Raw genomic sequence first — 24,689 nt, 5'->3', positions numbered from 1 at the left:
GGCAAAACGCTCCGCGAGATCAAACGCTGCCTCAAACGGATCATCGCCCGCCAGCTCTTCCGCACCCTCCAGCAACACCGCACACCAACCACGCCGGCAACCCTTGACGCCACATAGCAGCGTCATAGGGACACCCCCCGGCCGGAAGCGCCCCAATGTGGCCTTGGTTGCGCAAGACGCACCCAATGTGGCCTTCGGTGCGTCACACGCACCGAAGGCCACATTGGGGCGCTTCGGGCCGCGGGTCGGGTCGGGAGGGGTGGCGGGCGTTGCGGTCGCCGGAACTGTCGGACCCCGGCGTTACGCTCTGCCCATGCCCGACGCCGACACCGTCACCACCGACTCCCCAGCCTCCGCCGTCGCCACCGAGGTGCGGCGGCGGCCCGCGCTGTCGCCGTCGAGGGCCAGCGACTTCAAGCAGTGCCCGCTGCTCTACCGGTTCCGCGCGGTCGACCGGCTGCCCGAAGTCCCGACCAAGGCCCAGCTGCGCGGCACGCTCGTCCACTCCGTCCTCGAGCGGCTCTTCGCCCTCCCGGCCGCCGAGCGCGTCCCCGCGCAGGCGCGGGAGCTGCTCGGCCCGGCGTGGACGGACCTGTCCGCGGACCGTCCGGAGTGGACCGAGCTCTTCGACGGCGGGAAACCCGAAGAACACGCCGACTGGCTGCGGTCGGCGGAAAAACTGCTCGACGCCTACTTCGAGCTGGAGGACCCGCGGCGCCTGGAACCCGAAGCCTGCGAGCTGCACGTGGAGATCGAGCTCGGCTCCGGCGTCCTGCTGCGCGGCTACATCGACCGGCTGGACGTCGCGCCGACCGGGGAGATCCGGGTCGTCGACTACAAGACCGGCGCCGCGCCCCGCGAGATCGGCGAGGCCAAGGCGATGTTCCAGATGAAGTTCTACGCCGTGGTCCTGTGGCGGCTGCGCGGGATCGTGCCGCGCCAGCTGAAGCTCATGTACCTCACGGACGGCCAATCGCTGGCCTACACGCCCGACGAAGCCGAGCTGCTGCGCTTCGAGCGCACGCTGGAAGCCATCTGGCAGGCCATCCTCAAGGCGGGCAGGACCGGCGACTTCCGGGCGAACAAGAGCAAGCTCTGCAACTGGTGCGACCACCAGGCCCACTGCCCCGAGTACGGCGGCACGCCACCCGCCTACCCCGGCTGGCCGGAGCCCGACGCGGGCGAGGAGACGCCGCTGGACCGGGCCGACTGATGGCCGACGCCTTCTACGTCCCGCTGGGCGGCGGCCGGTTCGCCGCGACCGGGCACACCGCCGGGCCGTGGACCCCGGACGCCCAGCACTTCGGCCCGCCCTCGGCGTTGCTCGTGCGGGCCCTCGAAACCGTCGAAACTCCCCATCCGGCCGAACTCGCGCGCGTGACCGTCGAAATCCTCGGCCCGGCGCCGGTCGCCGAGCTCGCCGTGCGGGCCCGGATCGAGCGGCCGGGCCGATCGGTCGAACTGCTGCAGGCCGAACTGGCGAGCGCCGAACGCGTCGTGGCGCGGGCGTCGGCGTGGCGCATCGCGGCTTCGGACACCACGGAGGCGGCGACCGACGCCGGCCCGTTGCTGCCGGGGCCGGACAGCGTCGGCGAGTCGCCGTGGCCCGACGGCTGGCAGGGCGGCTACCTCGACGCGGTCGAGTGGCGCGCGGTGCGCGGCGGCATGGACGTGCCCGGCCCGGCGGCGGTGTGGGCGCGCCAGCGCGTCCCGCTGGTCGACGGCGAGGAGCCGAGCGGCCTGCAGCGGCTGTTCGCCATCGCCGACTCCGGCAACGGCGTGTCGAACTACCTCGACCCGCGGCAGTGGTGGTTCATCAACTCCGAGCTCACCGTGCACCTGCGGCGGGTGCCGTCGGGCGAGTGGATCGGCCTCGACGCGGTCACGCTGGTGGGCAAGCACGGCGTCGGCACGGCGACGAGCATCCTGCACGACGCCGGCGGCCCGGTGGCCACCGGCGCGCAGGCGCTGATGGTCCGGCCGCGACAGGCCGGGGGCGGATAGCCACCCACAACGGGCCCGCATCCAATAACCTTCGCGGAACGACCGACTTGAGGAGCGCTCCGGCATGCAGATCACCTCGGTGGTCAACCAGAAAGGCGGGGTCGGGAAGACCTCACTGAGCGTCGGCACCGCGGCCGCACTGGCCGAGCGGGGCCGCCGGGTGCTCCTGGTCGACCTCGACCCGCAGGGCCACGCGACGACCGAGATGCTCGGGCTGTCCGAGGTGCCCGCGGACCAGCCGAGCCTGGCGAAGGCGCTGGCCAAGACGTGGAAGGGCCCGATCGAGGAACTCGTCGTCCCGCACCCGCGCAGCAACCTCGGCCGCGGCGGCGCGCTCGACGTCGTGCCGACGTCGCCGGGGATGTTCGACCTGATCCGGCGGCTCGACTCGTTCCGTGTGCCGGGCTGGCAGCTCGCGCGGGTCATCCAGTTCGCCAACTACGACCACTGCGTCATCGACTGCCCGCCCGCGCTGGACGTGCTGACGAACAACGCGCTGGCGGCCTCGCACGGCATCCTGGTGCCGGTCCAGCCGGACAAGACGAGCATCCGCGCGCTGCGGCTGCTGGCCGACCAGGTCCGGTACGTCGAGCAGACCGTCGGGCGCCAGCCGCTGTCGTGGTTCGGCCTGGTGCCGAGCCTGTACCGGCGGCCGATCTCGCACTACGCGGCCGCGGCGCTGCAGGAGATGTACGACTTCGGCATCCCGATGCTCTCGCACCTGCCGCTGGGTGTGGTGATGAACGAGGCGGCGGCGCACGGCGTCCCGGTGACGACGTACGCGCCGGAGACGCTGCAAGCGCTGTCTTTCCGCGAGATCGCCGGAACGCTGGACAGCTACCTGGAGCAGAACCAGGCCCCGGCCGTCGTGCCCGCCGACGAGGAATTCGTCTTCGAGGACTTCATCTCCGAGGTCGCGGTGGCCCGCAACGTCAACGACAACGGCGCCCGCAAGGGCCTCTACGACCTGCTGCCGAAGAAACCGAACCGTCCCCGGTCGTGAAGTGGTGAGGCGGGTTGCCCCGCCTCACCACTCAAGACGGGTGTGCGTCAGAGGCGGCAGGAGCGGATGTCCGACGCCAGGATCGCCTTCGCGCCCACTTCGGCCAGCTCGTCCATGACGAGGTTGACCTTCTTGCGCGACACCATGGCGCGCACGGCGACCCAGTCCTCGTCCGCCAGCGGGGCCACCGTCGGCGACTCCAGGCCCGGTGTGATCGCGATCGCGCGCTCCACGAGCGTGCGCGGGCAGTCGTAGTCCAGCATCATGTACTGCTGCGCGAACACGACCCCGCGCAGCCGCGCGGCCATCTGCGTCTTCGCCTTGCTCTGCTCGCTGCCCCGGCGCTGCAGCAGCACGGCTTCCGACACGCAGATCGGGTCGCCGAACGCCACCAGGTTGTTCTGCCGCAGCGACCGGCCGGACTCGACGACGTCCGCGATCGCGTCCGCCACGCCGAGCTGGATCGAGATTTCCACGGCGCCGTCGAGGCGGATCACCTCGGCCTCGACGCCGTGGCGGGCGAGGTCGTCGCGGACCAGCCGCGGGTACGACGTCGCCAGCCGCTTGCCGTGCAGGTCCGCCGGCGTCCAGTCGCGGCCGGCCGGAGCGGCGTAGCGGAACGTCGAGCCGCCGAAGCCGAGGGCCTGGATCTCCTCGACCGGGGCGCCGGAGTCGAGCGCGAGGTCGCGGCCGGTGATGCCGAGGTCGAGCTCGCCGGAGCCGACGTAGATCGCGATGTCCTTGGGCCGCAGGAAGAAGAACTCGACCTCGTTGACGTGGTCGAGCACGGTCAGGTCGCGCTGCTCATGCCGCTTGCGGTAGCCCGCCTCGCCGAGCATCTCCGTCGCCGCGGCGGCGAGGGCTCCCTTGTTCGGCACGGCAACACGCAGCATTTCGCTTCTCTCCTCGTTGTCAGAGCGCTGTTGTCAGAGCCCTGTTGTCAGAGCGACCCGTCACAGGTAGCGGTAGACGTCCTCGGTCGACAGGCCGCGGCCGAGCATCAGCACCTGCACCCGGTACAGCAGCTGGGAGATCTCCTCGGCGAGGCGCTCGTCGGATTCGTGCTCGGCGGCGATCCACACCTCGCCGGCTTCCTCGAGCACCTTCTTGCCCTGTGCGTGCACCCCGGCATCGAGGGCGGCGACGGTGCCGGACGATTCGGGACGGGTACGCGCGCGCTCGGCAAGCTCCGCGAACAGCTCATCGAAGGTCTTCACGGTCCGGAATCCTTCCATCCCGGAGCCCGCGGCGCCGCCCCGCCCCGCCGCGGGTGCCGCCCATCTCACACTGCCGTGGACACCGGCTCCCACGGGGTGGGATCAGAACAGCGCGCCCTGCTCGAAGTCCAGCAGGTACCGCTTGCGCTCGAGGCCGCCGCCGTAGCCGGTCAGCGAGCCGTTCGAGCCGACCACCCGGTGGCACGGGACGATGATGCCGATGGGGTTCTTGCCGTTCGCCAGGCCCACCGCGCGCGACGCCGCCGGGTTGCCGAGCCGGTCGGCCAGCCGGCCGTAGGAGATCGTCGTGCCGTACGGGATCTTGCGCAGCTCGGCCCAGACGAGCTGCTGGAACGGCGTGCCCACGAACGCCAGCGGGACCTCGAACTCGTGGCGCTGGCCGGCGAAGTACTCCTTCAGCTCGGCTTCGGTACGGGCGAAGATGTCCGCGCCGGCGTCCTGCGCGCCGAAGGTCAGCTCGTGCGGGCGGTGGCGCTGGTCGACCATGTAGAGGCCGCAGAGCGCGTCGCCCTCGGCGACGAGCGTCAGCGGGCCGCACGGGCTGTCGACGACGGCGTGGGTGCGCATGGGTTCTCCTGATCCGTTCACGCGGCGGGCATCCGGTTGATGGCGTGGTCCCCGGTGGCCCACAGGTGCTGGGTGGCGTAGGCGCGCCAGGGCCGCCACGCGGCGGACCGGGCGACGACGGCGGCCTGGCCGCCGAGGCCGAGCGTTTCGGCCGCGTACTTGATGCCGAGGTCGGTGGGGAGGAAGGCGTCCGGGTCGCCGAGGGCGCGCATGGCGATGCTCTCGACCGTCCACGGCCCGAAGCCGGGCAACGCGGTCAGCGCCGCCCTGGCCGCCTCCCAGTCGCTGCCCGCGCTGAGGTCCAGGCCGTCCGCCAAGGCCGCGACCAGGGCGAGCAGCGTGCGACGGCGGCTGCGCGGCATGGCCAGGGTCTCGGGATCCAGTGAGCCCAGGGCCTCGGCCGAGGGGAACAGGTGGGTCAGGCCGCCTTCGGGGTCCTCGACCGGCTCGCCGTGGGCGACGACGAGCCGGGCCGCGTGGGTCCGGGCCGCCGCCGTCGAGACCTGCTGGCCGAGCACGGCCCGCACGGCGAACTCGGCGCCGTCGACCGTGCGCGGGACCCGGCGGCCGGGCGCGGCCGCGACGAGCGGGGCGAGCAGCGGGTCGGTGGCGAGCTGGTCGTCGACGGCGACCGGGTCGGCGTCGAGGTCCAGCAGGCGGCGGCACCGGCTGGTGGCGGCGGGCAGGTCACGGAGGTCGGCCAGGGTGAGCCGGCAGGCGATGTAGCCGACAGCGGGATCTCCGGGGCGCAGCGCCACGACCCCGTGGCCGTGCGGCAGCCGCAGCGTCCGGCGGTAGGCGCCGTCCCGCCACTCCTCCACGCCCGGAACGCCGGTCGCGGCGAGGTGCCCGAACAGGTTGTCCGGGCAGAGCGGCTTGCGGTACGGCAGCCGCAGGACGAGCGCGCCGGGGGCCGCGGTGGGGCGGCCCTTCGCTCGGCTGCGCAGCTCGGTCGGCGAGAGGGCGAACACCTCGCGGACGGTGTCGTTGAACGCCCGGATGCTGCCGAACCCGGCGGCCAGGGCCAGCTCGGTCATCGGCAGCGTGGTCGTCTCGATGAGGGTGCGCGCGGTCTGGGCGCGCTGGGCCCGCGCCAGGGCGAGCGGGCCCGCGCCGAGTTCGGCGAACACCTGCCGTTCCACCTGCCGGACGCTGTAGCCGAGGCGGGCGGCGAGGCCGCGGACGCCTTCGGTGTCGACGACGCCGTCGGCGATCAGCCGCATCGCCCGCGCCACCAGGTCGGCGCGTTCGTTCCAGAGCGGCGAGCCCGGGCTGGCGTCGGGGCGGCAGCGCTTGCAGGCCCGGAACCCGGCCTGCTGGGCGGCCGCGGCACTCGGGTAGAAGCTCATGTTCTTCGGCTTGGGCGGGACCACCGGGCAGCTGGGCCGGCAGTAGATCTTCGTCGTCAGCACCGCCGTGTAGAACCACCCGTCGAACCGGGCGTCCTTCGCCTGCACGGCCCGCACGCACCGCTCGAAGTCTTCATGCACGGGACCCAGCATCGCCGAGCGCGACGACGAGGGCTAGCGGAAAAGCGACATGGGCGTCTCAGTCGAGCAGGGCCGCCAGCGCCGGCACGTCGACACCCACCAGGGAGTCGCGGAACACGCGCCGCTCCCCCGGTTCGACCACGACGTCGTTCGGGATCACCAGCACCGTGCAGCCGGCCGCGACGGCGGAAGCCGTGCCCGGCGGCGAGTCTTCGACCGCCACGCACCGCGCCGGGTCGACGCCCAGGAGTTCGGCCGCCTTCAGGTACGGCCGCGGGTGCGGCTTGTTGCGGCCCTCGACCTCGTCGCCGCACACGGTGACGTCGAAGAAGTCCCGCCCGATCGTGTTCAGCGCGAGTTCGGTCAGGTCGCGTTCGGTGGAGGTGACCAGCGCCGAGCGCAGGCCCGCTTCGCGCACCGCCGTCAACGCCTCGCGGGCGCCGGGGCGCCACGGCAGCTCGTCGTTGAACAGGCCCGCCGTGCGGCGGCGGATCTCCTCGCCGGTCGACGCGATCGCCTCGGGTGTCACCGGAAGGCCCACCACTTCCAGGAGGTACGCCGAGGTGTCGTCCATGTTGGACCCGACGAGCGTCATCCGCTGTTCTTCGGAGAGCTTGCCGCCGAGGAATTCCGCCGTCTCGTAGAGGGCGACGTCCCACAGCTTCTCGGAATCGACGAGCGTGCCGTCCATGTCCCACAGCACGGCCTCGAGTCCGTCCACAGTGGAGTCTCCCTCAGGTGTTGAAGTACTTGGCTTCCGGGTGGTGACAGACGATCGCGTCGGTCGACTGCTCGGGGTGCAGCTGGTACTCCTCGGACAGCTTCACGCCGATCCGGCCCGGTTCGAGGAGGGCGACGATCTTCGCCCGGTCCTCGAGGTCGGGACAGGCGCCGTAGCCCAGGGAGAACCGCGCTCCACGGTAGCCGAGCCCGAAGAAGTCCTCGACGTCGTCGGGGTCCTCTGAGGCGACCGCCACACCGCCGGGCAGGGTGAGTTCTCCCCGGATGCGGCAGTGCCAGTACTCGGCCAGCGCTTCGGTGAGCTGGACGCCGAGGCCGTGGACTTCGAGGTAGTCCCGGTAGGCGTCGGCGGCGAACAGCTCGTTCGCGTAGTCGGCGATGGGCTGCCCCATGGTCACGATGGTGAACGGCACGACGTCCACGTCGCCCGACTCGCGCGGCCGGTAGAAGTCGGCCAGGCAGAGCCGCCGGTCCCGGCGCTGCCGCGGGAAGGTGAACCGCACCCGCTCCGGGGCATCCGGTTCGGGCTCGGTGAGCACGACCAGGTCGTCGCCCTCGGCGACGCACGGGAAGTAGCCGTAGACGACGGCCGCGTGGGCCAGGACGCCGTCGGCGGTCAGTCGGTCGAGCCAGTACCGCAGCCTCGGCCGGCCATCGGTTTCGACGAGTTCCTCGTACGTCGGCCCGGTGCCGCCGCGGGCGCCCTTGAGGCCCCACTGGCCCAGGAAGGTCGCGCGCTCGTCGAGCATGGCGGCGTAGTCGGCGAGCGCGACGCCCTTGACCACCCGCGACCCCCAGAACGGCGGGGTCGGCAGCGGGACGTCGGTGGCGACGTCCGACCGGGCGGGCGGCGGACCTTCGGGAGCCGCCTCCCCGGCGCGGGCTCGGCGCGCCTCGGCGATCCGCAGCGACCGTTCGCGGCGTTCCTTGCGCTCCTGACGCTTCTTCTCCTCGTCGGCGTCCACCAGCGGCGATTCCCCGCGCTTGGCCGCCATGATCGCGTCCATCAGCCGCAGCCCTTCGAACGCGTCCCGCGCGTAGCGGACGTCGCCGAGGTACAGTTCGGTCAGGTCGTTCTCGACGTAGGACCGGGTCAGCGCGGCGCCACCGAGCAGCACCGGCCAGCGCGCCCAGACGCCCCGGGAGTTCATCTCCTGGAGGTTCTCCTTCATGATCACCGTCGACTTCACCAGCAGCCCGGACATCCCGATGGCGTCGGCGCCGTGCTCGTCGGCCGCGTCGAGGATGGTGGTGATCGGCTGTTTGATGCCGAGGTTGACCACCTCGTAGCCGTTGTTGGACAGGATGATGTCGACGAGGTTCTTGCCGATGTCGTGGACGTCGCCGCGCACGGTGGCCAGCACGATCCGGCCCTTGCCGGCGTCGTCGCCGGTCTCCATGTGCGGTTCGAGGTGGGCGACGGCCGCCTTCATCACCTCGGCGGACTGGAGCACGAACGGCAGCTGCATCTGCCCGGACCCGAACAGCTCGCCGACGGTCTTCATGCCGGACAGCAGCGTGTCGTTGATGATCTGCAGGGCCGGCCGCTGCGCCAGGGCCGCGTCGAGGTCGTCGGTGAGGCCGGTGCGCTCGCCGTCGACGATCCGGCGTTCGAGGCGTTCGAACAGCGGCAAGGCGGCCAGCTCCTCGGCGCGGGATGCCTTGGACGACGCCGCGCTGACCCCTTCGAACCGGGCCATCAGCTCCTGCAGCGGGTCGTACCCGGGTCGGCGGCGGTCGTAGACCAGGTCGAGAGCGACCGCGCGCTGGTCGTCGGGAATGCGCGCCATCGGGACGATCTTCGACGCGTGCACGATCGCGGTGTCGAGCCCGGCCTGGACGCACTCGTGGAGGAACACCGAGTTGAGCACCTGCCGCGCGGCCGGGTTGAGTCCGAAGGAGATGTTCGACAAGCCGAGCGTCGTCTGGACATCGGGGTGGCGGCGCTTGATCTCGCGGATGGCCTCGATCGTCTCGATGCCGTCGCGGCGCGACTCCTCCTGGCCGGTGGCGATGGTGAAGGTCAGCGCGTCGACGATGACGTCGGACGTGCGCAGGCCCCAGTTCCCGGTGATGTCCTCGATCAGCCGGGTCGCGATGTCGGCCTTCTTCTGCGCCGTGCGCGCCTGGCCTTCTTCGTCGATGGTCAGCGCGACGACGGCGGCGCCGTACTCGCTGACCAGGGCCATGACCTGGGCGAACCGGGATTCCGGACCGTCGCCGTCCTCGTAGTTGACGGAGTTGACCGCGCACCGGCCGCCGAGCCGCTGCAGGCCCGCTTCCAGCACGGCGACCTCGGTCGAGTCGAGCATGATCGGCAGCGTCGAGGCGGTGGCGAGGCGCCCGGCCAGCTCCGCCATGTCGGCGGTGCCGTCGCGGCCGACGTAGTCGACGCACAGGTCCAGCAGGTGGGCGCCGTCACGGGTCTGCTCGCGGGCGATCTCGACGCAGTCGTCCCAGCGGCCCTCGAGCATGGCCGTGCGGAACGCCTTCGAGCCGTTGGCGTTGGTCCGCTCGCCGATCATCAGCACGCTGGCGTCCTGCTTGAACGGCACCGCCTGGTAGAGCGACGCCACGCCGGGCTCGGGCCGGGGCCGCCGCGGGACCGGCGGGGTGTCCGCGACGGCGGCGGCGAGCTGCCGGATGTGCTCGTCGGTCGTGCCGCAGCAGCCGCCGACCAGGCCCACGCCGAACTCGCGGACGAACCCGGTCAGCGCCTCGACCAGGGCGTCCGGGCCGAGCGGGTACACCGCGCCGCCGGGGCCGAGCTCCGGCAGGCCGGCGTTGGGCAGCACCGACAGCGGCACCCGGGCGTGCTTGGCCAGCTGCCGCAGGTGCTCGCTCATCTCGGCCGGGCCGGTGGCGCAGTTGAGCCCGATGACGTCGATGCCGAGCGGCTCCAGTGCGGCGAGGGCCGCGCCGACCTCGGTGCCGAGCAGCATGGTGCCCGTCGTTTCGATGGTGAGCGAAACGAGGATCGGGACCCGCCGTCCCTCGACCGCCATCGCGCGCTTCGCCCCGATGACCGAGGCCTTCGTCTGGAGGATGTCCTGGGTGGTCTCGACGATCACCGCGTCCACGCCGCCGGCCAGCAGGCCGCGGACCTCTTCGCGGTAGGCGTCACGCAGCGTGGTGAACGGCGCGTGCCCGAGCGTCGGGAGCTTCGTGCCGGGCCCCACCGAGCCGAGGACGAACCGGGGCCGGTCCGGCGTCGCGAACTCGTCGGCGGTCTCGCGGGCCAGCCGCGCGCCGGCCTCGGCGAGTTCGAAGATCCGCCCGGTGATGTCGTACTCGGCGAAGTTCGCGAAATTCGCCCCGAAAGTGTTGGTCTCGACGGCGTCCGCGCCCGCCTCCAGGTACCCGCGGTGCACCGAGCGGACCACGTCCGGCCGGGTGACGTTGAGGATCTCGTTGCACCCCTCGAGCCCGCCGAAGTCGTCCAGGCTCAGGTCGTGGGCCTGCAGGGCGGTGCCCATCGCCCCGTCGGCCACCAGGACGCGCGCGCGGAGTGCGTCGAGGAACGGCGACGACAGGCGGTCGGACATGCTGAACAGCGTAAGGCCGGTGGTCGTAGGCTGGTCCGGTGAGTGAGCCCGTCGACGAGACCCCGCGGCCGCCCGGCGGCCGCCCCGAACCCACCCGGCCGCTGATGGTCGTCGCCTTCGAAGGCTGGAACGACGCGGGCGACGCGGCCAGCCGGGCGGTCGAGCACCTGCAGCTGAACTGGGACGCCACACCGCTGGCCGAGCTGGAGCCCGACGACTACTACGACTTCCAGGTCAGCCGCCCGACCGTCCGGATGGTGGACGGCGTCACTCGCCGGGTGGACTGGCCGACGACGCGGCTGTCGGTGTGCCGCCCCGACGGCTTCGACCGCGACGTGGTCCTCGTCCAGGGCCCCGAGCCCAACATGCGCTGGCGCGCCTTCTGCGCCGAGCTGCTCGAGCACATCCAGCAGCTCGACGTCGCGACGGTGGTGACGCTGGGGGCGCTGCTCGCCGACACCGCGCACACGCGGCCCGTCCCGGTCACCGGAACGGCGTACGACAAGGACACCGCGTCGCTCTACGGCCTCGACCTGAACAACTACCAGGGCCCGACCGGCATCGTCGGGATCCTGCAGGACTACTGCGTGCAGGCGGGCATCCCGGCCGTTTCGATCTGGGCCGCCGTGCCGCACTACGTCTCGCACCCGCCGTCCCCGAAGGCGACGCTGGCACTGCTGCACAAGCTGGAGGACATCCTCGACGTCGAGATCCCGCTCGGGGCGCTGCCGGAGCAGGCCGAGGAGTGGCAGCGCACGGTCAGCGAGATGGCCGACGAAGACGAGGAGATCAGCGAGTACGTCCGCAGCCTCGAAGAGCGCGGGGACGCCCAGAGCGAGGTCGCCGAGCAGGACGTCAGCGGCGACAAGATCGCCGCGGAGTTCGAGCGCTACCTGCGCCGCCGCGGCCGCGGCGGCGGGCAGGAAGGCTTCGGCCTGCGCTGAGGCACCGCGCTCTTTCCGAGTGTCACCGCCAGCTGGTGGCGAACGCCCGCGCGGGGTTCGCCACCAGCATGGCCGTGACGGCGTCCTCGCCGAGGAGTTTCGCCAGGCGCGGCGCCAGAGTCGTGAGCAGGTAGGACGCACCCGGCTGGGACCGGGCCGCGGCGGTCGTGGTGTCGCCGCCGAGCAGGATGCGGCCGCCGTGCCCGGCCTCGACGAGCGTTTCGAGGCCGTCGAAGAGCCGCCAGTCGGTCGCGTGGTTGGCCCGCGACGGGCCGTCGAAGCCGAGGAACACGCCGGTCTCGGCGATCTCCCGCTGCAGCCGCGGGTCCGGATTCCGGTTGAGGTGCCCCAGGATCACGCTTTCGGGTGGAACGTCCAGCTCGGCGCAGAGCAGGTCCACCGTCTCCAGCGCCGCCGTGCCCAGTTCGAGGTGCACGGCGATCGGCGCGCCGGTCTCCTGGTGGGCGAGCGCGGCGGCGGTCATCGTCAGCCGGGCGTGGGCGTCGATCGTGTGAAAGGCCCCGGCCACCTTGATCAGCCCGGCGCGCGGCGCGGTGTGCCCGGTCAGGTCCTCGACGAAAACGCCGGCCAGGTCGTCGACGACCCGGCTCAGGACGGCGGGCGCGTAGTGCTCGGCGCGGTGCAGGCCGGTGGCGCCCACCAGGTGCACCCCGGTCTCGGCCGAGAGGCGGGCGAGGTCGGGCATCCGGCGGCCGAGCCCGTGCGGCGTCCACTGCACGAGGGCCGCGCCGCCCGCCGCCCGGAACCGGCGCAGTTCGGCCGCCGCGGCGGCCAGGTCGTCGAGTTCCTGGCCCGGAAGCAGGGCGGAGGCGAAGAAGAGGTGGTCGTGGGCGTCGGTCACGCCCAGCTCGGCCGGCTCGATGTCGCCCAGCACCGTCCGCACCACGGGTTCCCCAGTCATGATCGCCAGTGTAACGCTTCACCCGTTACGATGGCGAGGTGTCCGAAGACTTCCGCCTCGACATGGGCGCCCCCTGGCTGAACCTGCTGGCCACCCGCGGCCGCCACTTCGGCGCGCAGCCGGTCGAGCGCCTGCCGACGGCCGAGCGGCTGCGCGAGTGGCTGGCCCGCGCCGAGCTGACCCCCCTCGCGCCGGTCACCGACGCCGACCTGGCACGGACCCGCGAACTCCGCGAGACGCTGCGGCCCCTGGCGCTGGGCGCGGTCGACCGCAGCGCGCCGCGGCCGGAGCAGGTCCAGGCGCTCACGGCGTTCCTCGCACCGGAGCCGGTGAATCTGGCCGCACTCGACCGGCTCCACCGCAGCGCCCCGGCGAGCACTGCCGACGCTCTCGCCCGCCTGGCCCACCAGGCGGCGGACTGGCTCACCGGACCGCTGCGGCACGACCTGCGGGCGTGCCCCGAGCTCGATTGCCGCGGCGTATTCGCCGATCCAGGTGGGCGGCGAAGGTGGTGTCCCTCTCCCGCCTGCGCCAGCCGGGGCCGGGTGCGCGCCCTCAGAGAACGACGGCGTGCAAGCTCATGACGGCCCACCCCGCGCGCCGGAACACGACCCCGCGGCGTGTCCGCCGCCCCAGGCAGCCGACCGACGACGACCACGTGCGCACTCCGCGAGCGGCGGCGCGCGAACTGGCGACAGCCAGAGCACCGGCGCACCGGCACCCAAGGCGCACCGAAATCCAACCGCCGCGACGAGTCCGCCGACCTGCGCCAGCCGCGGCCGGGTGCGCGCCCTCAGGGAACGGCGGCGTGTGGGCTCATGACGGCCAGAGGATCCGGCGCATCGGCACCGCACCCCGCGCGCGCTTGCGCCATTCGCGCGGGTAGCCGAGCGAGACCTCCTCGAAGCGGACGTCGTCGGCCTCGGTGCTGCGCGGGATGTGCAGGTGGCCGTAGACGGCGATTTCCGCGCGGTAGCGCAGGTGCCAGTCCTCGGTCTTCGTCGTGCCGCACCACAGCGCGAACTCCGGCCAGTACAGCGGCGCCGTCGGGTGGCGGTGCAAGGGCCAGTGCGACATCAGGATCGTGCCGTGGTCCTGCGGGATCGCGTCGAGGCGCTCGGTGCTGATCTTCAGCCGGTCCGCGCACCACGCCTGGCGGCTCGGGTAAGGATCCGGGTACAGGAAGTACTCGTCCGTGCAGACTACGCCGGCCTCGCGGGCCTGGCGCAGGGCCTCCTCCAGGGACTTGCCCTCCGCGTCCGGCGTCCGCCAGCTGTAGTCGTAGAGCAGGAACAGCGGCGCGATCGTCAACGGCCGCGCGCCGTGGCGCCAGACGGGGAACTCGTCCTCCGGCGTCAGGACGTCGATCTCGCGGCACTGCTCGACGAGGTACTCGTACCGCGCCTGACCGCGCAGCTGGCACTCGTCGTTCTTCGTCGTCCACAGCTCGTGGTTCCCGGGCACCCAGACGACCTTCGCGAACCGGCTGCGCAGCGTCTTCAGCGTCCCGATGGTGGCTTCGGCCAGCTCGGCGACGTCGCCGGCGACGAGCAGCCAGTCTTCGGGGGTTTCCGGGACGACCGAGTCGAGGATCGGGCCGTTGCCCTCGTGGGTCACGTGGAGGTCGCTGGTGGCGAAGAGGTGCGGCACCCCTCCACCGTAACCACCGCGACGCGGGAAGCTACGCCGAACCTGCGGATCGCTTCGAGCTGGGCCGGGCTCAGCCGGTCCGGTCTCGCGGTGACGGTGACCGTCCCGGCCTCGGCGTCGTGCACGGCGAGGGGGTCGGCGACGGCCGGGCGGCGCCGCAGCGCGTCGAGGGCGGCCGCCGTCCGCTCGGATGGCCAGCCGAGGGCGGCGGCCAGCTCGTCCGCGGTCAGCGGCCGGGCGGCGTGCACCAGCGCGGCGACGACGGTCAAGGCGTCGTAGCCGACGGCCTCCGCCACCGTGCTGCCGCCCATCTGCTCGCTGAGCCGTCCGAAGAACCGGCCCATGCCCGCCAGCCGGGTGCCGGCGGCCGTGTCCGGCCCGAAGAGCTCGATGCCCCGCTGCGCGACCGCCGCGATCCGGCCGTGCGCGCCGGTGTCGGCCTGCCACGCCCGCAGCCAGACGTCGTCGTCGATCGTGTAGCGCTCGCGGCGCCCGCCCGGGTCCGGCCGGCGCCCGACCAGCTCCATCGCCTCCAGCGCGCCGATGGACTTGGACACCGACGCCGGGCTGACCCGCAGCGACCGCACCAGGTCGGCCGCGGTCAGGCCGCCGGCGTCGGCCGTGAGCAGACAGCCGAACACGCGGGCGGTCATCCGGGGCATGCCCGTCGCCGCCAGCAGCTCGGCGAACTCCTCGACGAAGTCGCGCACGACGTCGGCCGGCCGCTCGGGCTGCCGCGGCCGGCGACGGCGGGCGCGGTGGACGGCGACCTCCTGCGCGTGACCGGGCCGGTACTGACCCGACGTGCTGTTGCGCGCCACCTCCCGGCTGATCGTGGAGGTCGGGCGGCCGAGCCGCCGGCCGATCTCGGCGTACCCGAGCCCGTCGGCGAGCCAGCCCGCGATGCGGCGGCGGTCCTCCAGGGTCAGCCTGCCGCCGGGCACCGGACCCCCTCCCCCGGTGCGTTCATCGACAGCGCAGTGCAACGGCCCGTTGCGTTCGCCGGCACCCCGTTGCACCGATTCATCGCTTCACCTGGCGGTTCTCCTCGACTTTCGTTGCCGCGTTCGGAACGCAACGTAGCTTTTCCGCATGGGGAAAGAGAAGACGCACGTGCTCGCCATTTCCGCCGTCTCGGACGAAAGCGGGTTCTGGAACGGCCTGAAGCAGGCCCACGGTCGGCTTCCCGCGGGTGCGGTGTGGAAGCTGGCGGTCGCGAGCAAGGACGGCACCCGGGCGGTCAACGTCATCGCGCACGACTCCGCCGACGGCGTCCGGGAGTTCTTCGAGACCCACGCCGGCGCCCACGCCACGACGGAGTACTTCGAAGCGGACGCGGCGAACGCGGTCGGGCTGGCCCGATGACGATCCAGGACCGGGTGCCGGCGTTGCAGGCCGAGTACGGCATCCCGAGCGCCGCGATCGGCGTGCTCCGCGACGGCGAGATCACCGAGTTCGCGGTCGGCGTCAAGAACGTCGAAACCGGCGAGCCGGCGACGACGGACACGGTCTACCAGATCGGTTCGATGACCAAGACGTGGACCGCGCTGGCCTTCCTGCAGCTGGTCGACGAGGGGAAGGCCGCACTGGACGAGCCGGTGCGGACCTACCTGCCCGAGTTCGCCGTGGCCGATCCGGAGACGACCGCGAAGGTCACGGCCCGGCACCTGCTCGACCACACCAACGGCATCGAGGAATCCTTCGGCGACCCCGGCGAAGACGACGACGTCCACGAGCGGATGGTCGCGAACATCGCGGACGCACCGCAGGTCTTCCCGTTGGGCCGCACCCACGGCTACAGCGCGGCGCTCGGCTACGCGATCCTCGCGCGGATCACGGAGGTCCTCGACGGCAAGGGCTGGGACGACGTCATGCGGGACCGGCTCTTCGTCCCCCTAAGCCTGACCAGCACGAACACCCGCCGCGACCAGGTCGACGAGAGCCGCGCCGCGACCGGGCACCTCCTCCGGTCCCCCGCCGAGGGCCCCGTCGTCACGCCGATGGACTACCTGCCGCGCGCGTTCGGCCCCGGCGGGGGCCTCACCTCCACGGTCCGGGAGGTGCTCACGCTGGCGCAGGTCCTGCTGAACGCCGGGACCGCGCCGGACGGCAGGCGGATCGTCTCGGCCGCGGGCGTCCGGGAGATGCAGCGGTCGCGGGTGCCGGTCCCGGACCCGTACCTGTTCGGACCGGAGTGGGCGCTCGGCCTGATCGTCTGCGACTGGCACGGCGAGACCGTCTACGCCACCGACGGCAGCACGATCGGCCAGAACGCCCGGCTGCGGCTCCTGCCGGACCGGAACACCGCCGTCGTCGTGCTGACCAACGGCGGACCGCGGGAAACCTTCGCGCGCCGGGTGTTCGGCGAACTCCTGGGGAACGTCCCGGAACTGCCGGAGCCGGACCCGGGCCTGAAGCTCGACCTCCGGCGGTACGAGGGTGTGTACGAGCGTCCCGGCACCCGGTACGAGGTGTCCGCCGGGGACGGGGGACTGCACCTGACGCTGGACGTCGACCCGATGCAGGCGGCGTTCCTGGGCAAGCCCGCGCGCCTGACGTACGAGCTGCTTCCGGTGAGCCCGACGCACTTCCTCGTGCCGCCGGCCGATCCCCGGGAGGATCCCCGGACGGTGGCGATCTACGACTTCGCCGACGGCGCGGCCCGGTACCTCCACACGAACTGCCGGGTCCACCCCCGGCGCGGCAGCAGCACCAGCAGCCCGGCGAGGACGTAGCCGCCGGCCTGGACGTTCAGCAGGACCGCGGGGCCCGTCGCCGCCACCAGTGCGCCGGCCAGGAGCGCACCCGCCGTCGTACCGGTGGCCATCGCGGCGAACGCCGTGCTCAGCACGCGTCCGGCCCGCTCGGGGGCGACCACGCTCTGGATCTCCGACAGCGTCCCGGCGCCGACGACCGCGCCCGGGCCACCCGCCAGGGCGAACAGCCCGACGTACACGCCGAGCGCCGTCGTCACCGGCGCCAGGTTCCAGATCACCGCGGACAGCGCGCCGAGCGCGAGGCAGCCCCAGCCGAGCAGCGCCGCGGGCGCGATCCGCCGGGCCACGGTCGCGACGGCGAACCCGGCGGCCAGGCCGCCGAGCGCCTGCACCCCGCGCAACAGGCCCGCGTCGGCTTCGCTGCCGCCGAGCACGTCCAGGACGTACACCACGAACAGCACCAGGAACATGCCCTGGGCCAGGGAGGTGAACGCGAGAGCGAGCCCGGTGCGCGCGAGCCGCCGGTTGCCGGTCAGCTCGCGCAGGCCGTCGAGCCAGGCCCGCACCACCGGCTCCCGGACGGGAGCCGGTGCGGGCGCCGCGCCCCGGCGGAACGGCTTGGCCAGCAACGCCGCCGCGACCACCAGCACGGCCAGGTAGCCGGTGATGACGTCGAAGAGGCCGCCGAAGCCCAGCAGCGCACCGCCCGCCCAGCCGCCGGCCAGCCGGGCGACGCTGCCGTTGACGCTCATCAGCCCGTTCGCGCCGGTCACGTCCGCGACGCCGACCAGTTCGGGGACCAGGGCGTTGCGCGCGGGTTCGAACACCGACGCCAGCGCCGCCTGGGCGGCCATCACCGCGTACACCACGGTGACGCCCGGTTCGGCCAGGAGCGGCAGCGCCACGACGGCGAGGGCGCAGCAGACGCCGAACAGCACCGCGCGGCGGTTCCACCGGTCGGCGACGACGCCGGCCACCGGGCTCAGCAGCACCGCGGGCAGCAGGCCGAGCACGATGCTCAGCGCGGTCGTCGCCGCGGAGCCGGTGCGCTGGAAGACGTAGATCGGCAGCGCGACCTGCAGCATCCATTCGGCCGTCTCGCCGAAGAACGCGGCCACCCACAACCGCGCGAACGCGGGCATCCCCAGCAGCTGCCTCATTCCTCCGCCTTCCCCGAGTGTTCGATGCGCGGGAACGCCCGCAGGCTGACGTGCACCGGGCGCGCGGTCGGCGGCGCGTCCGTGCGGATCGCCCCGACGTAGGGCCGGACCAGCGCGTCGATGGCCTCGGTCAGCCGGGTCAGTTCCTCCGGCGAGACGCGCAGCGTGTAGCTCGAGAGCCCGGACGCCGCCACCCAGGCCGGGTCGAGGTCGTCGAGCGAGTCCAGGTACCGCTGGGTCAGTTCCTGCTCGTGGCCGAGGCTCGCGCCCACGACGCCCAGCTGCGCCGCCCGACGGGCCGGGTCGTCGGCGAACTGCCCGATGTCCAGGCCGACCTGCCGGGCGCGCCACGGCCGTTCACGGCCGTCTTCGCCCTCGGCTCGCTCCACCAGGCCGTACTGAGCGAGCTGCCGCAGGTGCCAGCTGCAGTTGGACGCCGTCGAGCCGACCGCCTCGGCGCACTCGCTCGCGGTGCGCGGGCCGACGGCGGTCAGGTGGTTCAGCAGCGCCGAGCGCAACGGGTGCGCCAGGGCGCGCAGCAGCTCGACGTCTTCGATCCGCTTGCGCGGCGGCAGTCCGGCCATCGGGCGTCCGTTCTGAAAGAAGTGTTTCGAAAGGGTTCTTTCAGAGTCGGGCCCGCCTGCGGGTTTGTCAACGGGCTTCGCTATCGTTCGCGGGGCAGTGACTGCACCGAGCAGTGACTGCGTCGTCACCGACCCTGGGATGCACGTTGCCCGACCAGCGCGAACTCGCCACCGCCGCCGCTCTCGCCCTCCCCCGCTTCGTGGGATCGACCGCGCTCTTCCACGCGGCGGTCGCCGAGCGGATGGGCGTCACCCCGACCGAGCTGCACTGCCTGCACCTGCTGCACGGCGGGGTCAGCGATTCGCCGTCCGAGCTGGCCCGGCTGCTCGGGATGAGCACGGGCGCGTTCACCCGGCTGCTCGACCGGATGGCACGGCACCGGCTCGCCGAGCGCGCCCCCGATCCCGCCGACCGGCGCCGGCTCGTCGTCCGGCCGCTGCCCGACCGGATGGCCGAGCTCGCCGAGCTGTACGCCCCGATGGCCCGGTTCGTCGGCGAGCGCCTCGCCCGGTTCGACCGCCGTCAGCTCACGGCGCTGCTGGAGTTCCTCACCGACGGCACCGCGGCGGCCGAACGGTCGACGGCCGAGCTGCCGGATGTGACCCAGGCCATAACAGGTTGACTAACTCTACGGATGTTGCGTTAACCTGGTTCCACTATGAGGAACTGAACCGCGCCCGTCCCGCTTGAGGCGGCACCCGGTCGAGCCGACGCTCCCGCGTGCCACGACGCCCGGCCGGGATATCCGCTTTCTTCCCCCGGGCTCGGTGATCGCGCATGTCTCCCGTTTTTCCGTTGCAGGCCAAGGACGTCGTCTTCGGCTACGGCACCCGCGTCGTCCTCGACGGCATCACCCTCACCGCGTCGGCCGGGCAGCGGCTCGGCCTGGTCGGCGAGAACGGCAGCGGCAAGTCCACCCTGCTGCGGCTGCTGGCCGGGCTCGAAGAGCCCCGGTCCGGCGAGGTGCTGCGCGGCCCGGACGTCGGGTTCCTGCTGCAGGAACTGCCGTTCGGCCCGGACGCGACCTTCGCCGACGTCCTCGACGACGCGCTCGCCGAGATCCGCGCCGCCGCGGCCCGGCTCGACGAGCTGACCGCGGCCATGGCCGACCGGCCCGACGACCCGGGCGTGCTCGAGGAGTACGGCCGGGTGCTGGAGTGGGCCCAGGCCCACGACCTCTGGGACGCCGACCGCCGCGCCAAGCTCGTCTGCGACGGGCTCGGCCTCGGCGGCGTCGCCCCCGACCGGCGGCTCGGCACGCTGTCGGGCGGCCAGCGGTCGCGGCTCGGCCTGGCCGCACTGCTGATCCGGCAGCCGGAGACGCTCCTGCTCGACGAGCCGACCAACCACCTCGACGACACGGCGATGGCGTTCCTCGAACGCCACCTGACCGAGCTGACCGGGATCGTGGTGCTCTCCTCGCACGACCGGGTGTTCCTCGACGCCGTCTGCACCGACATCGTCGATCTGGACCCGGCCGCGGCCGACCGGCAGGCCGGCGGGGCGGTGCGCTACGGCGGCAGCTACACCGACTACCTCGGCCACAAAAAGGCCGAGCGAACGCGCTGGGAACAGCGCTACGCCGAGGAGCAGGAGGAACTGAAGGAGCTGCGGGAGACCGTCGCGGTCACCGCGCGCAACGTCGCCTACGGCCGCGGCCCGCGCGACAACGACAAGTTCATCCACCACTTCAAGGGCGCCCGCGTCCAGAAGACGATCTCGCGGAGGGTACGCGACGCCGAGCAGCGCCTGGAGAACCTGGAACGCGACCAGGTGCGCAAACCCCCGGCACCGCTGCGGTTCACCGCGCCACTCACCCGGCGCACGACCGGTGACGGGCCGGCGATCTCCGTGCGGTCGCTGGCGGTCCCGGGACGGCTGCGGCTGCCGCGGCTCGACGTCGACGGCTCGGCCCGGCTGCTCGTCACCGGCGGCAACGGCGCCGGGAAGTCGACGCTGCTGTCGGTGCTGGCCGGCCGGCTGGCCCCCGCGGCCGGGACGGTCCACTTCGGACACGGCGTGCGGGTCGGGTTGCTGGAGCAGGACGTCGTGTTCACCGAGCCGGAGCGGACCGCGGCCCGGGTGTACCGGGACACCCTCGGCGAGGACGCTCCCCCGCTGAGCCGGCTCGCTTTGCTGGCGTCCCGGGACCTGCGGCAGCCGGTGGGAGCGTTGTCGGTCGGGCAGCGGCGGCGGCTGGCGCTGGCGATCCTGCTCGCCGACCCGCCGGACGTGCTCCTGCTCGACGAGCCGACGAACCACATTTCGCTCACCCTGGCGGAAGAACTGTTCGCGGCACTGGAGACGGCCCCCGGCGCCGTCGTCATCGCGTCCCACGACCGGTGGCTGCGCCGCGACTGGCGAGGCGACCACCTGGAACTGGCCGACGGCCGGCCGGTCACCGCATAGGGCGTTATACACCCGGCAGGGGCACTTTCCCGTGGAAGTGCCCCTGCGAGGGGTCAGAGGGCGATGCCGAGGAGGGCGTCGACGGCGTCGCGGATCAGGCCCGGGGCCGTCGGGTCGGTGCCGTCGCGGCGGAGGGCCTCGTTGGCCCACGCGTCGAGCGCGGCCAGCGCCTTCGGCGTGTCGAGGTCGTCGGACAGGTGGTCACGCAGCCGCGTCACCGTGCCCTCGGCCGACGGGCCGGTCGAGAGCGAAACGGCTTCGCGCCAGCGGGCGAGCAGGGCTTCGGCGTCGGTCAGCAGCCGATCCGTCCAGGGCCGGTCTTCGCGGTAGTGGCCGGCGAACAGGGCGAGCCGGATCGCGCCCGGGTCGACCCGGTCGGCGCGCAGCCGCGAGACGAACACGAGGTTGCCGCGCGACTTCGACATCTTCTCGCCGTCGAGGCCGATCATCCCGGCGTGCACGTAGTGGCGGGCAAACGGGCCGTCCTTGGCGACGGCTTCGGCGTGCGCCGCGCTGTACTCGTGGTGCGGGAAGATCAGGTCCGAGCCGCCGCCCTGGAGGTCGAACCCGAGGCCCAGCCGGTTGACGGCGATCGCGCTGCACTCGATGTGCCAGCCCGGGCGGCCGGCGCCGAGCTCGGACTCCCACGACGGCTCGCCCTCGCGGGCCACGCGCCACAGCAGCGCGTCCAGCGGGTGGCGCTTGCCGGCGCGGTCGGGGTCGCCGCCGCGCTCGGCGAAGAACTTCCGCATCGTGGGTTCGTCGTAGTTCGACTCGTAGCCGAACTTGCCGGTCGCCGTGTGGTCGAAGTAGACGTCCGGGAACTGCGGGTCGTCGGCGCGGTAGGCGCTGCCGTTGGCCAGCAGCTTCGCGATGACCTCGACGATCTCCGGGATGCTCTCCACCGCGCCGACGAACTGCTTCGGCGGGAGCACGCGCAGCGCGGTCATGTCCTCGCGGAACAGCGCCGTCTCGCGCATGCCGAGCACGACCCAGTCGTCGGAGTCCCGCTCGGCCCGCTCCAGCAGCGGCTCGTCGATGTCCGTGACGTTCTGCACGTAGTGGACGTCGTGCCCGTTGTCCCGCCAGACGCGGTTCACCAGGTCGAAGGCGAGGTAGGTCGCGGCGTGCCCCAGGTGCGTCGCGTCGTAGGGCGTGATGCCGCAGACGTACATCCGGGCGGTGGCGCCGGGCGCGGTCGGGCGGAGCTGCCCGGTGGCCGTGTCGTGGAGCCGCAGCGGGCGGGGGGTGCCGGGGATGCGGGGCACGTCGACCGATGACCAAGTCTGCATACCCCCGACTGTAATTGCCGTGCCGTCAGTCCTTCCCGAGCGGTGGGACGAACCGGACCCGCGCGTAGGCCTCGATGGCCCGCGCGAGCCACGCCGGCAGCTGCGGATCGGCCTGCTCGGCCAGCGCCCGCTGCCGGGGATCGTCGAGGTACAGCCCGCCCATCGCCGCGTACGCGGGGGCGGTCGGCTGCCAGAAGCGGCTGACCGACTCGTAGTGCTCGGCGACGGCGTCGAGCGCGGCGGGGTCCTCCGGCGCCGCCCCCGAGCGCATGACGGCGGCCAGCCGCCGGAACAGCGCGGCGCTGCGGGCGGCGGCGTGCTCGTAGTCGGCGGCGGTGAGCCCCACCTGGGCGGCCTGGGCGACGTCGAAGGCCACCTCGGCCCCCTCGCCGAACGTCTCGCGGTAGGCCTGCCGCATGGCGGCACCGTCCTTGCGCAGCCCGGCGAAGAACCGTTCCGGGTCGCCGATCCGCGCGCGGCCGAGGTCGGCGATCGTCTCCTCGACGGTGGCGATCACCCGGTCGAGGCGGCGCCGCTCCGCCTCCAGCTGGGCCAGGTGCCCGCGCAGCGCGGCGGCCTCGTCGGCCTGCTCGCCCAGTACCGCCCCGATCTCGGCCAGGCCGAGCCCGAGGCGCCGCAGCAGCAGGATGCGCTGCAGGCGCAGCAGCTCGAACCGGCCGTACCAGCGGTAGCCGTTCGCCGCCACGGACGCCGGCGTGAGCAGGCCGATCGCGTCGTAGTGGCGGAGCATCCGGGCCGACACGCCGGACGCCTTCGCGACCTGGCTGATCGAGTACCGCATACCACCAGCTTAGAAGTTGACTTTCACATTGTGTCAACTTTTACCGTGGCGCGGTGACCACGACCATCACCCACGCCCGCGTCTTCGACGGCGAACGCCCGACCGGCCACACCGCCGTCCGCCTCGTGGCCGGCCGCATCGACGCGGTCGGCGACGACACCCTGCTCCGTCCCGGCGACGAGCACGTCGACGCCCGCGGCGGCACCCTGCTGCCCGGGTTGATCGACGCCCACGTGCACCTGCTGCCCGGCGCGCCCCGCCAGGCGCTGACGTTCGGCGTCACCACCCTGCTCGACATGTTCAGCAAGCCGGACACCGTCCGGGAGGCGCTCGCGGCCGCCGCCGGCCCCGGCGCGGCCGACGTGCGCTCCTCCAGCGTCGGCGCCACGGCGCCGGGCGGGCACCCGAGCCTGATGTACGCGCCCTTCCCGTACGTCACCGGTCCGCAGGACGCGCAGCGGTTCGTCGCCGACCGCGTCGCCGAGGGCGCAGCACACCTGAAGGTGCTCTACGACGACGGCAGCGGCGGTGGCCCGATGCCGATGCCGTCGCTGGACGTGCCGACGATCGCCGCGCTGACCGAGGCCGCGCACGCCGCCGGTCTGGTGGTCGCCGCGCACGTGTCGACCGCCCGCGCGGCGGTGGACCTGCTCCCCACCGGGGTGGACGTGCTGGCCCACGTCCCGTTCGACGCCTTGTCCGGGCCCGCGATCGAGGCGATCGCCGCGGCGGGTGTCGCGGTGGTCTCGACCCTGTCGATCGCCGACGGCTTCCCCGGGAACTCGCTCCTGGCCGATCCCGTGCTCGTGGCGCGGCTGGGGCCGGCGTGGTGCGCGGTCCTCGAACGGCAGCGGCAGCGGTGGCTGCCGCCGCAGCTGCCGGACTTCGCGGCCGCACGGGTCAACGCCCGGCTGCTGCACGGGGCCGGCGTGCCGGTGCTGGCCGGGACGGACGCGCCGAACCCGGGCACGGTGCCCGGCGCGAGCCTGCACCGGGAGCTGGGCCACCTGGTGGCAGCGGGGTGCTCGCCGTCCGCGGCGCTCACCGCGGCGACCGCCCGGACCGCCGACGTCTTCGGGCTGGCCGACCGCGGCCGCATCCGTCCGGGCCTGCGGGCGGACCTCGTCCTCGTCCCCGGACGGCCCGACGAGGACATCGCGGCGACCCGGCAGGTCACGGCCGTCTGGAAACAGGGGGTACGGGCGGATTTGGCGAGTTACGTCGGCTCGGCCGACGAGCAGGCCGGGCTGGCCGCCCTGCGGGCCCAGACCGAGAAGGTGATCGCCGCCGTCCGCGACCGGCTGGGGATCGGGATGTGACGCCGAGCGGGCGTGCGGTGCGGGCGCAGGTCCCGGGCGCCAGCCTCGGGCAGGCACCGCTGCCGGGCGGTGCGGGCGCCGGGCGAGCGCGGCGCCGAGCGGGTGCAGGTGTCAGGCGCGTGCGCGCCCCGCGCGGGCACCACCGCTGCCGGGCGGGCACGGATCCCCGACGGGCGCGGCGCCGAGGGGTGCCGAGCGGGCACAAGCGCCGAGCGGGCGCAGGTTCCAGGCGGGTACAAGCCCGAACGGGCACCGCTGCCGGGCAGGCACGGACCCGGCGAGCGCGAATGCCGCGCGGGCG

Annotated in this window: 23 protein-coding genes; 10 read left to right on the top strand and 13 right to left on the bottom strand. The window is 73.1% G+C overall.

Annotated features, from left to right (window positions below):
* Window positions 1-313 precede the first annotated feature (313 nt).
* The 3 genes from ACLJOU_RS41180 to ACLJOU_RS41170 all read left to right on the top strand — a co-directional run bounded on the left by ACLJOU_RS41180 (window position 314) and on the right by ACLJOU_RS41170 (window position 3,007).
* Window positions 314-1,213, top strand: a complete 900-nt coding sequence (locus ACLJOU_RS41180) for a RecB family exonuclease (RefSeq protein ID WP_410574703.1) — start codon at window positions 314-316, stop codon at window positions 1,211-1,213.
* Entirely contained in the window at window positions 1,213-2,004 is a 792-nt protein-coding gene (locus ACLJOU_RS41175; protein WP_410574702.1) for a thioesterase family protein, read from the top strand. The genes ACLJOU_RS41180 and ACLJOU_RS41175 overlap by 1 nt, the downstream gene beginning before the upstream one ends.
* 64 nt (window positions 2,005-2,068) lie before the next feature.
* On the top strand, window positions 2,069-3,007 hold the full coding sequence (locus tag ACLJOU_RS41170) for a ParA family protein (RefSeq protein ID WP_410574701.1): 939 nt from the start codon (window positions 2,069-2,071) through the stop codon (window positions 3,005-3,007).
* Window positions 3,008-3,054: 47 nt separating this feature from the next.
* Here the strand turns inward: ACLJOU_RS41170 and hisG are convergent, their stop codons facing one another.
* The 6 genes from hisG to metH form a co-directional block, all read right to left on the bottom strand.
* Entirely contained in the window at window positions 3,055-3,900 is an 846-nt protein-coding gene (gene hisG / locus ACLJOU_RS41165; RefSeq protein WP_410574700.1) for an ATP phosphoribosyltransferase, read from the bottom strand.
* Window positions 3,901-3,960: 60 nt separating this feature from the next.
* Window positions 3,961-4,224: a phosphoribosyl-ATP diphosphatase gene (locus tag ACLJOU_RS41160; protein WP_410574699.1), complete on the bottom strand. Its 264-nt coding sequence runs from the start codon at window positions 4,222-4,224 to the stop codon at window positions 3,961-3,963.
* Between the two features lie 102 nt (window positions 4,225-4,326).
* On the bottom strand, window positions 4,327-4,812 hold the full coding sequence (locus ACLJOU_RS41155) for a methylated-DNA--[protein]-cysteine S-methyltransferase (protein WP_410574698.1): 486 nt from the start codon (window positions 4,810-4,812) through the stop codon (window positions 4,327-4,329).
* Window positions 4,813-4,829: 17 nt separating this feature from the next.
* Window positions 4,830-6,302, bottom strand: a complete 1,473-nt coding sequence (locus ACLJOU_RS41150) for an AlkA N-terminal domain-containing protein (RefSeq protein ID WP_410574697.1) — start codon at window positions 6,300-6,302, stop codon at window positions 4,830-4,832.
* Window positions 6,303-6,360: 58 nt separating this feature from the next.
* Entirely contained in the window at window positions 6,361-6,993 is a 633-nt protein-coding gene (locus ACLJOU_RS41145) for an HAD family hydrolase (protein ID WP_410574709.1), read from the bottom strand.
* Window positions 6,994-7,036: 43 nt separating this feature from the next.
* Window positions 7,037-10,588, bottom strand: a complete 3,552-nt coding sequence (gene metH / locus ACLJOU_RS41140; RefSeq protein WP_410574696.1) for a methionine synthase — start codon at window positions 10,586-10,588, stop codon at window positions 7,037-7,039.
* A 38-nt stretch (window positions 10,589-10,626) separates the two neighbouring features.
* Here metH and ACLJOU_RS41135 point away from each other — a divergent pair, with 38 nt between their 5' ends.
* Window positions 10,627-11,532, top strand: coding sequence for a PAC2 family protein (locus ACLJOU_RS41135; RefSeq protein WP_410574695.1), 906 nt, complete (start codon window positions 10,627-10,629; stop codon window positions 11,530-11,532).
* 22 nt (window positions 11,533-11,554) lie between these two features.
* On the opposite strand, the gene ACLJOU_RS41130 is transcribed toward ACLJOU_RS41135, so the two are convergent.
* Window positions 11,555-12,454: a phosphotriesterase gene (locus ACLJOU_RS41130; protein WP_410574694.1), complete on the bottom strand. Its 900-nt coding sequence runs from the start codon at window positions 12,452-12,454 to the stop codon at window positions 11,555-11,557.
* A gap of 38 nt (window positions 12,455-12,492) precedes the next feature.
* On the opposite strand from ACLJOU_RS41130, the gene ACLJOU_RS41125 reads away from it, so the two are divergent.
* Complete coding sequence (locus ACLJOU_RS41125) at window positions 12,493-13,038, top strand: CGNR zinc finger domain-containing protein (RefSeq protein ID WP_410574693.1); 546 nt, start codon at window positions 12,493-12,495, stop codon at window positions 13,036-13,038.
* 232 nt (window positions 13,039-13,270) lie between these two features.
* Here ACLJOU_RS41125 and ACLJOU_RS41120 read toward each other — a convergent pair whose 3' ends face one another.
* Together ACLJOU_RS41120 and ACLJOU_RS41115 are read right to left on the bottom strand one after the other, a co-directional pair.
* Window positions 13,271-14,104, bottom strand: a complete 834-nt coding sequence (locus ACLJOU_RS41120) for a metallophosphoesterase (protein ID WP_410574692.1) — start codon at window positions 14,102-14,104, stop codon at window positions 13,271-13,273.
* Complete coding sequence (locus ACLJOU_RS41115; RefSeq protein WP_410574691.1) at window positions 14,068-15,048, bottom strand: helix-turn-helix domain-containing protein; 981 nt, start codon at window positions 15,046-15,048, stop codon at window positions 14,068-14,070. The genes ACLJOU_RS41120 and ACLJOU_RS41115 overlap by 37 nt, the downstream gene beginning before the upstream one ends.
* Before the next feature lie 148 nt (window positions 15,049-15,196).
* On the opposite strand from ACLJOU_RS41115, the gene ACLJOU_RS41110 reads away from it, so the two are divergent.
* Complete coding sequence (locus ACLJOU_RS41110; RefSeq protein WP_410574690.1) at window positions 15,197-15,469, top strand: hypothetical protein; 273 nt, start codon at window positions 15,197-15,199, stop codon at window positions 15,467-15,469.
* Window positions 15,466-16,839: a serine hydrolase domain-containing protein gene (locus ACLJOU_RS41105; protein ID WP_410574689.1), complete on the top strand. Its 1,374-nt coding sequence runs from the start codon at window positions 15,466-15,468 to the stop codon at window positions 16,837-16,839. The genes ACLJOU_RS41110 and ACLJOU_RS41105 overlap by 4 nt, the downstream gene beginning before the upstream one ends.
* Here ACLJOU_RS41105 and ACLJOU_RS41100 read toward each other — a convergent pair.
* Window positions 16,743-17,981, bottom strand: coding sequence for an MFS transporter (locus tag ACLJOU_RS41100; RefSeq protein ID WP_410574688.1), 1,239 nt, complete (start codon window positions 17,979-17,981; stop codon window positions 16,743-16,745). The two genes, ACLJOU_RS41105 and ACLJOU_RS41100, sit on opposite strands and share 97 nt — an antisense overlap.
* Entirely contained in the window at window positions 17,978-18,565 is a 588-nt protein-coding gene (locus ACLJOU_RS41095) for an ArsR/SmtB family transcription factor (protein WP_410574687.1), read from the bottom strand. Before ACLJOU_RS41095 ends, ACLJOU_RS41100 begins: the two co-directional genes overlap by 4 nt.
* Window positions 18,566-18,711: 146 nt before the next feature.
* Between ACLJOU_RS41095 and ACLJOU_RS41090 the strand changes: the two genes are divergently transcribed.
* Entirely contained in the window at window positions 18,712-19,188 is a 477-nt protein-coding gene (locus ACLJOU_RS41090; protein ID WP_410574686.1) for a MarR family winged helix-turn-helix transcriptional regulator, read from the top strand.
* Between the two features lie 155 nt (window positions 19,189-19,343).
* Entirely contained in the window at window positions 19,344-20,975 is a 1,632-nt protein-coding gene (locus ACLJOU_RS41085; protein WP_410574685.1) for an ABC-F family ATP-binding cassette domain-containing protein, read from the top strand.
* Between the two features lie 53 nt (window positions 20,976-21,028).
* Here the strand turns inward: ACLJOU_RS41085 and mshC are convergent, their stop codons facing one another.
* Together mshC and ACLJOU_RS41075 are read right to left on the bottom strand one after the other, a co-directional pair.
* The gene (mshC, locus tag ACLJOU_RS41080) at window positions 21,029-22,267 is read right to left on the bottom strand and encodes a cysteine--1-D-myo-inosityl 2-amino-2-deoxy-alpha-D-glucopyranoside ligase (RefSeq protein WP_410574684.1); all 1,239 of its coding nucleotides are present in this window, start codon (window positions 22,265-22,267) and stop codon (window positions 21,029-21,031) included.
* A gap of 25 nt (window positions 22,268-22,292) precedes the next feature.
* Window positions 22,293-23,069 (bottom strand): MerR family transcriptional regulator, encoded by a 777-nt coding sequence (locus tag ACLJOU_RS41075; protein ID WP_410574683.1) that lies wholly within the window; start codon window positions 23,067-23,069, stop codon window positions 22,293-22,295.
* Window positions 23,070-23,122: 53 nt separating this feature from the next.
* Between ACLJOU_RS41075 and ACLJOU_RS41070 the strand changes: the two genes are divergently transcribed.
* On the top strand, window positions 23,123-24,388 hold the full coding sequence (locus tag ACLJOU_RS41070; RefSeq protein WP_410574682.1) for an amidohydrolase family protein: 1,266 nt from the start codon (window positions 23,123-23,125) through the stop codon (window positions 24,386-24,388).
* Window positions 24,389-24,689 lie beyond the last annotated feature (301 nt).

The organism is Amycolatopsis sp. cmx-4-61 (genome assembly GCF_046548775.1).
In the GTDB taxonomy this organism is placed as follows: Bacteria; Actinomycetota; Actinomycetes; order Mycobacteriales; family Pseudonocardiaceae; genus Amycolatopsis.
This window is presented reverse-complemented; position numbering and strand designations above follow the sequence as displayed.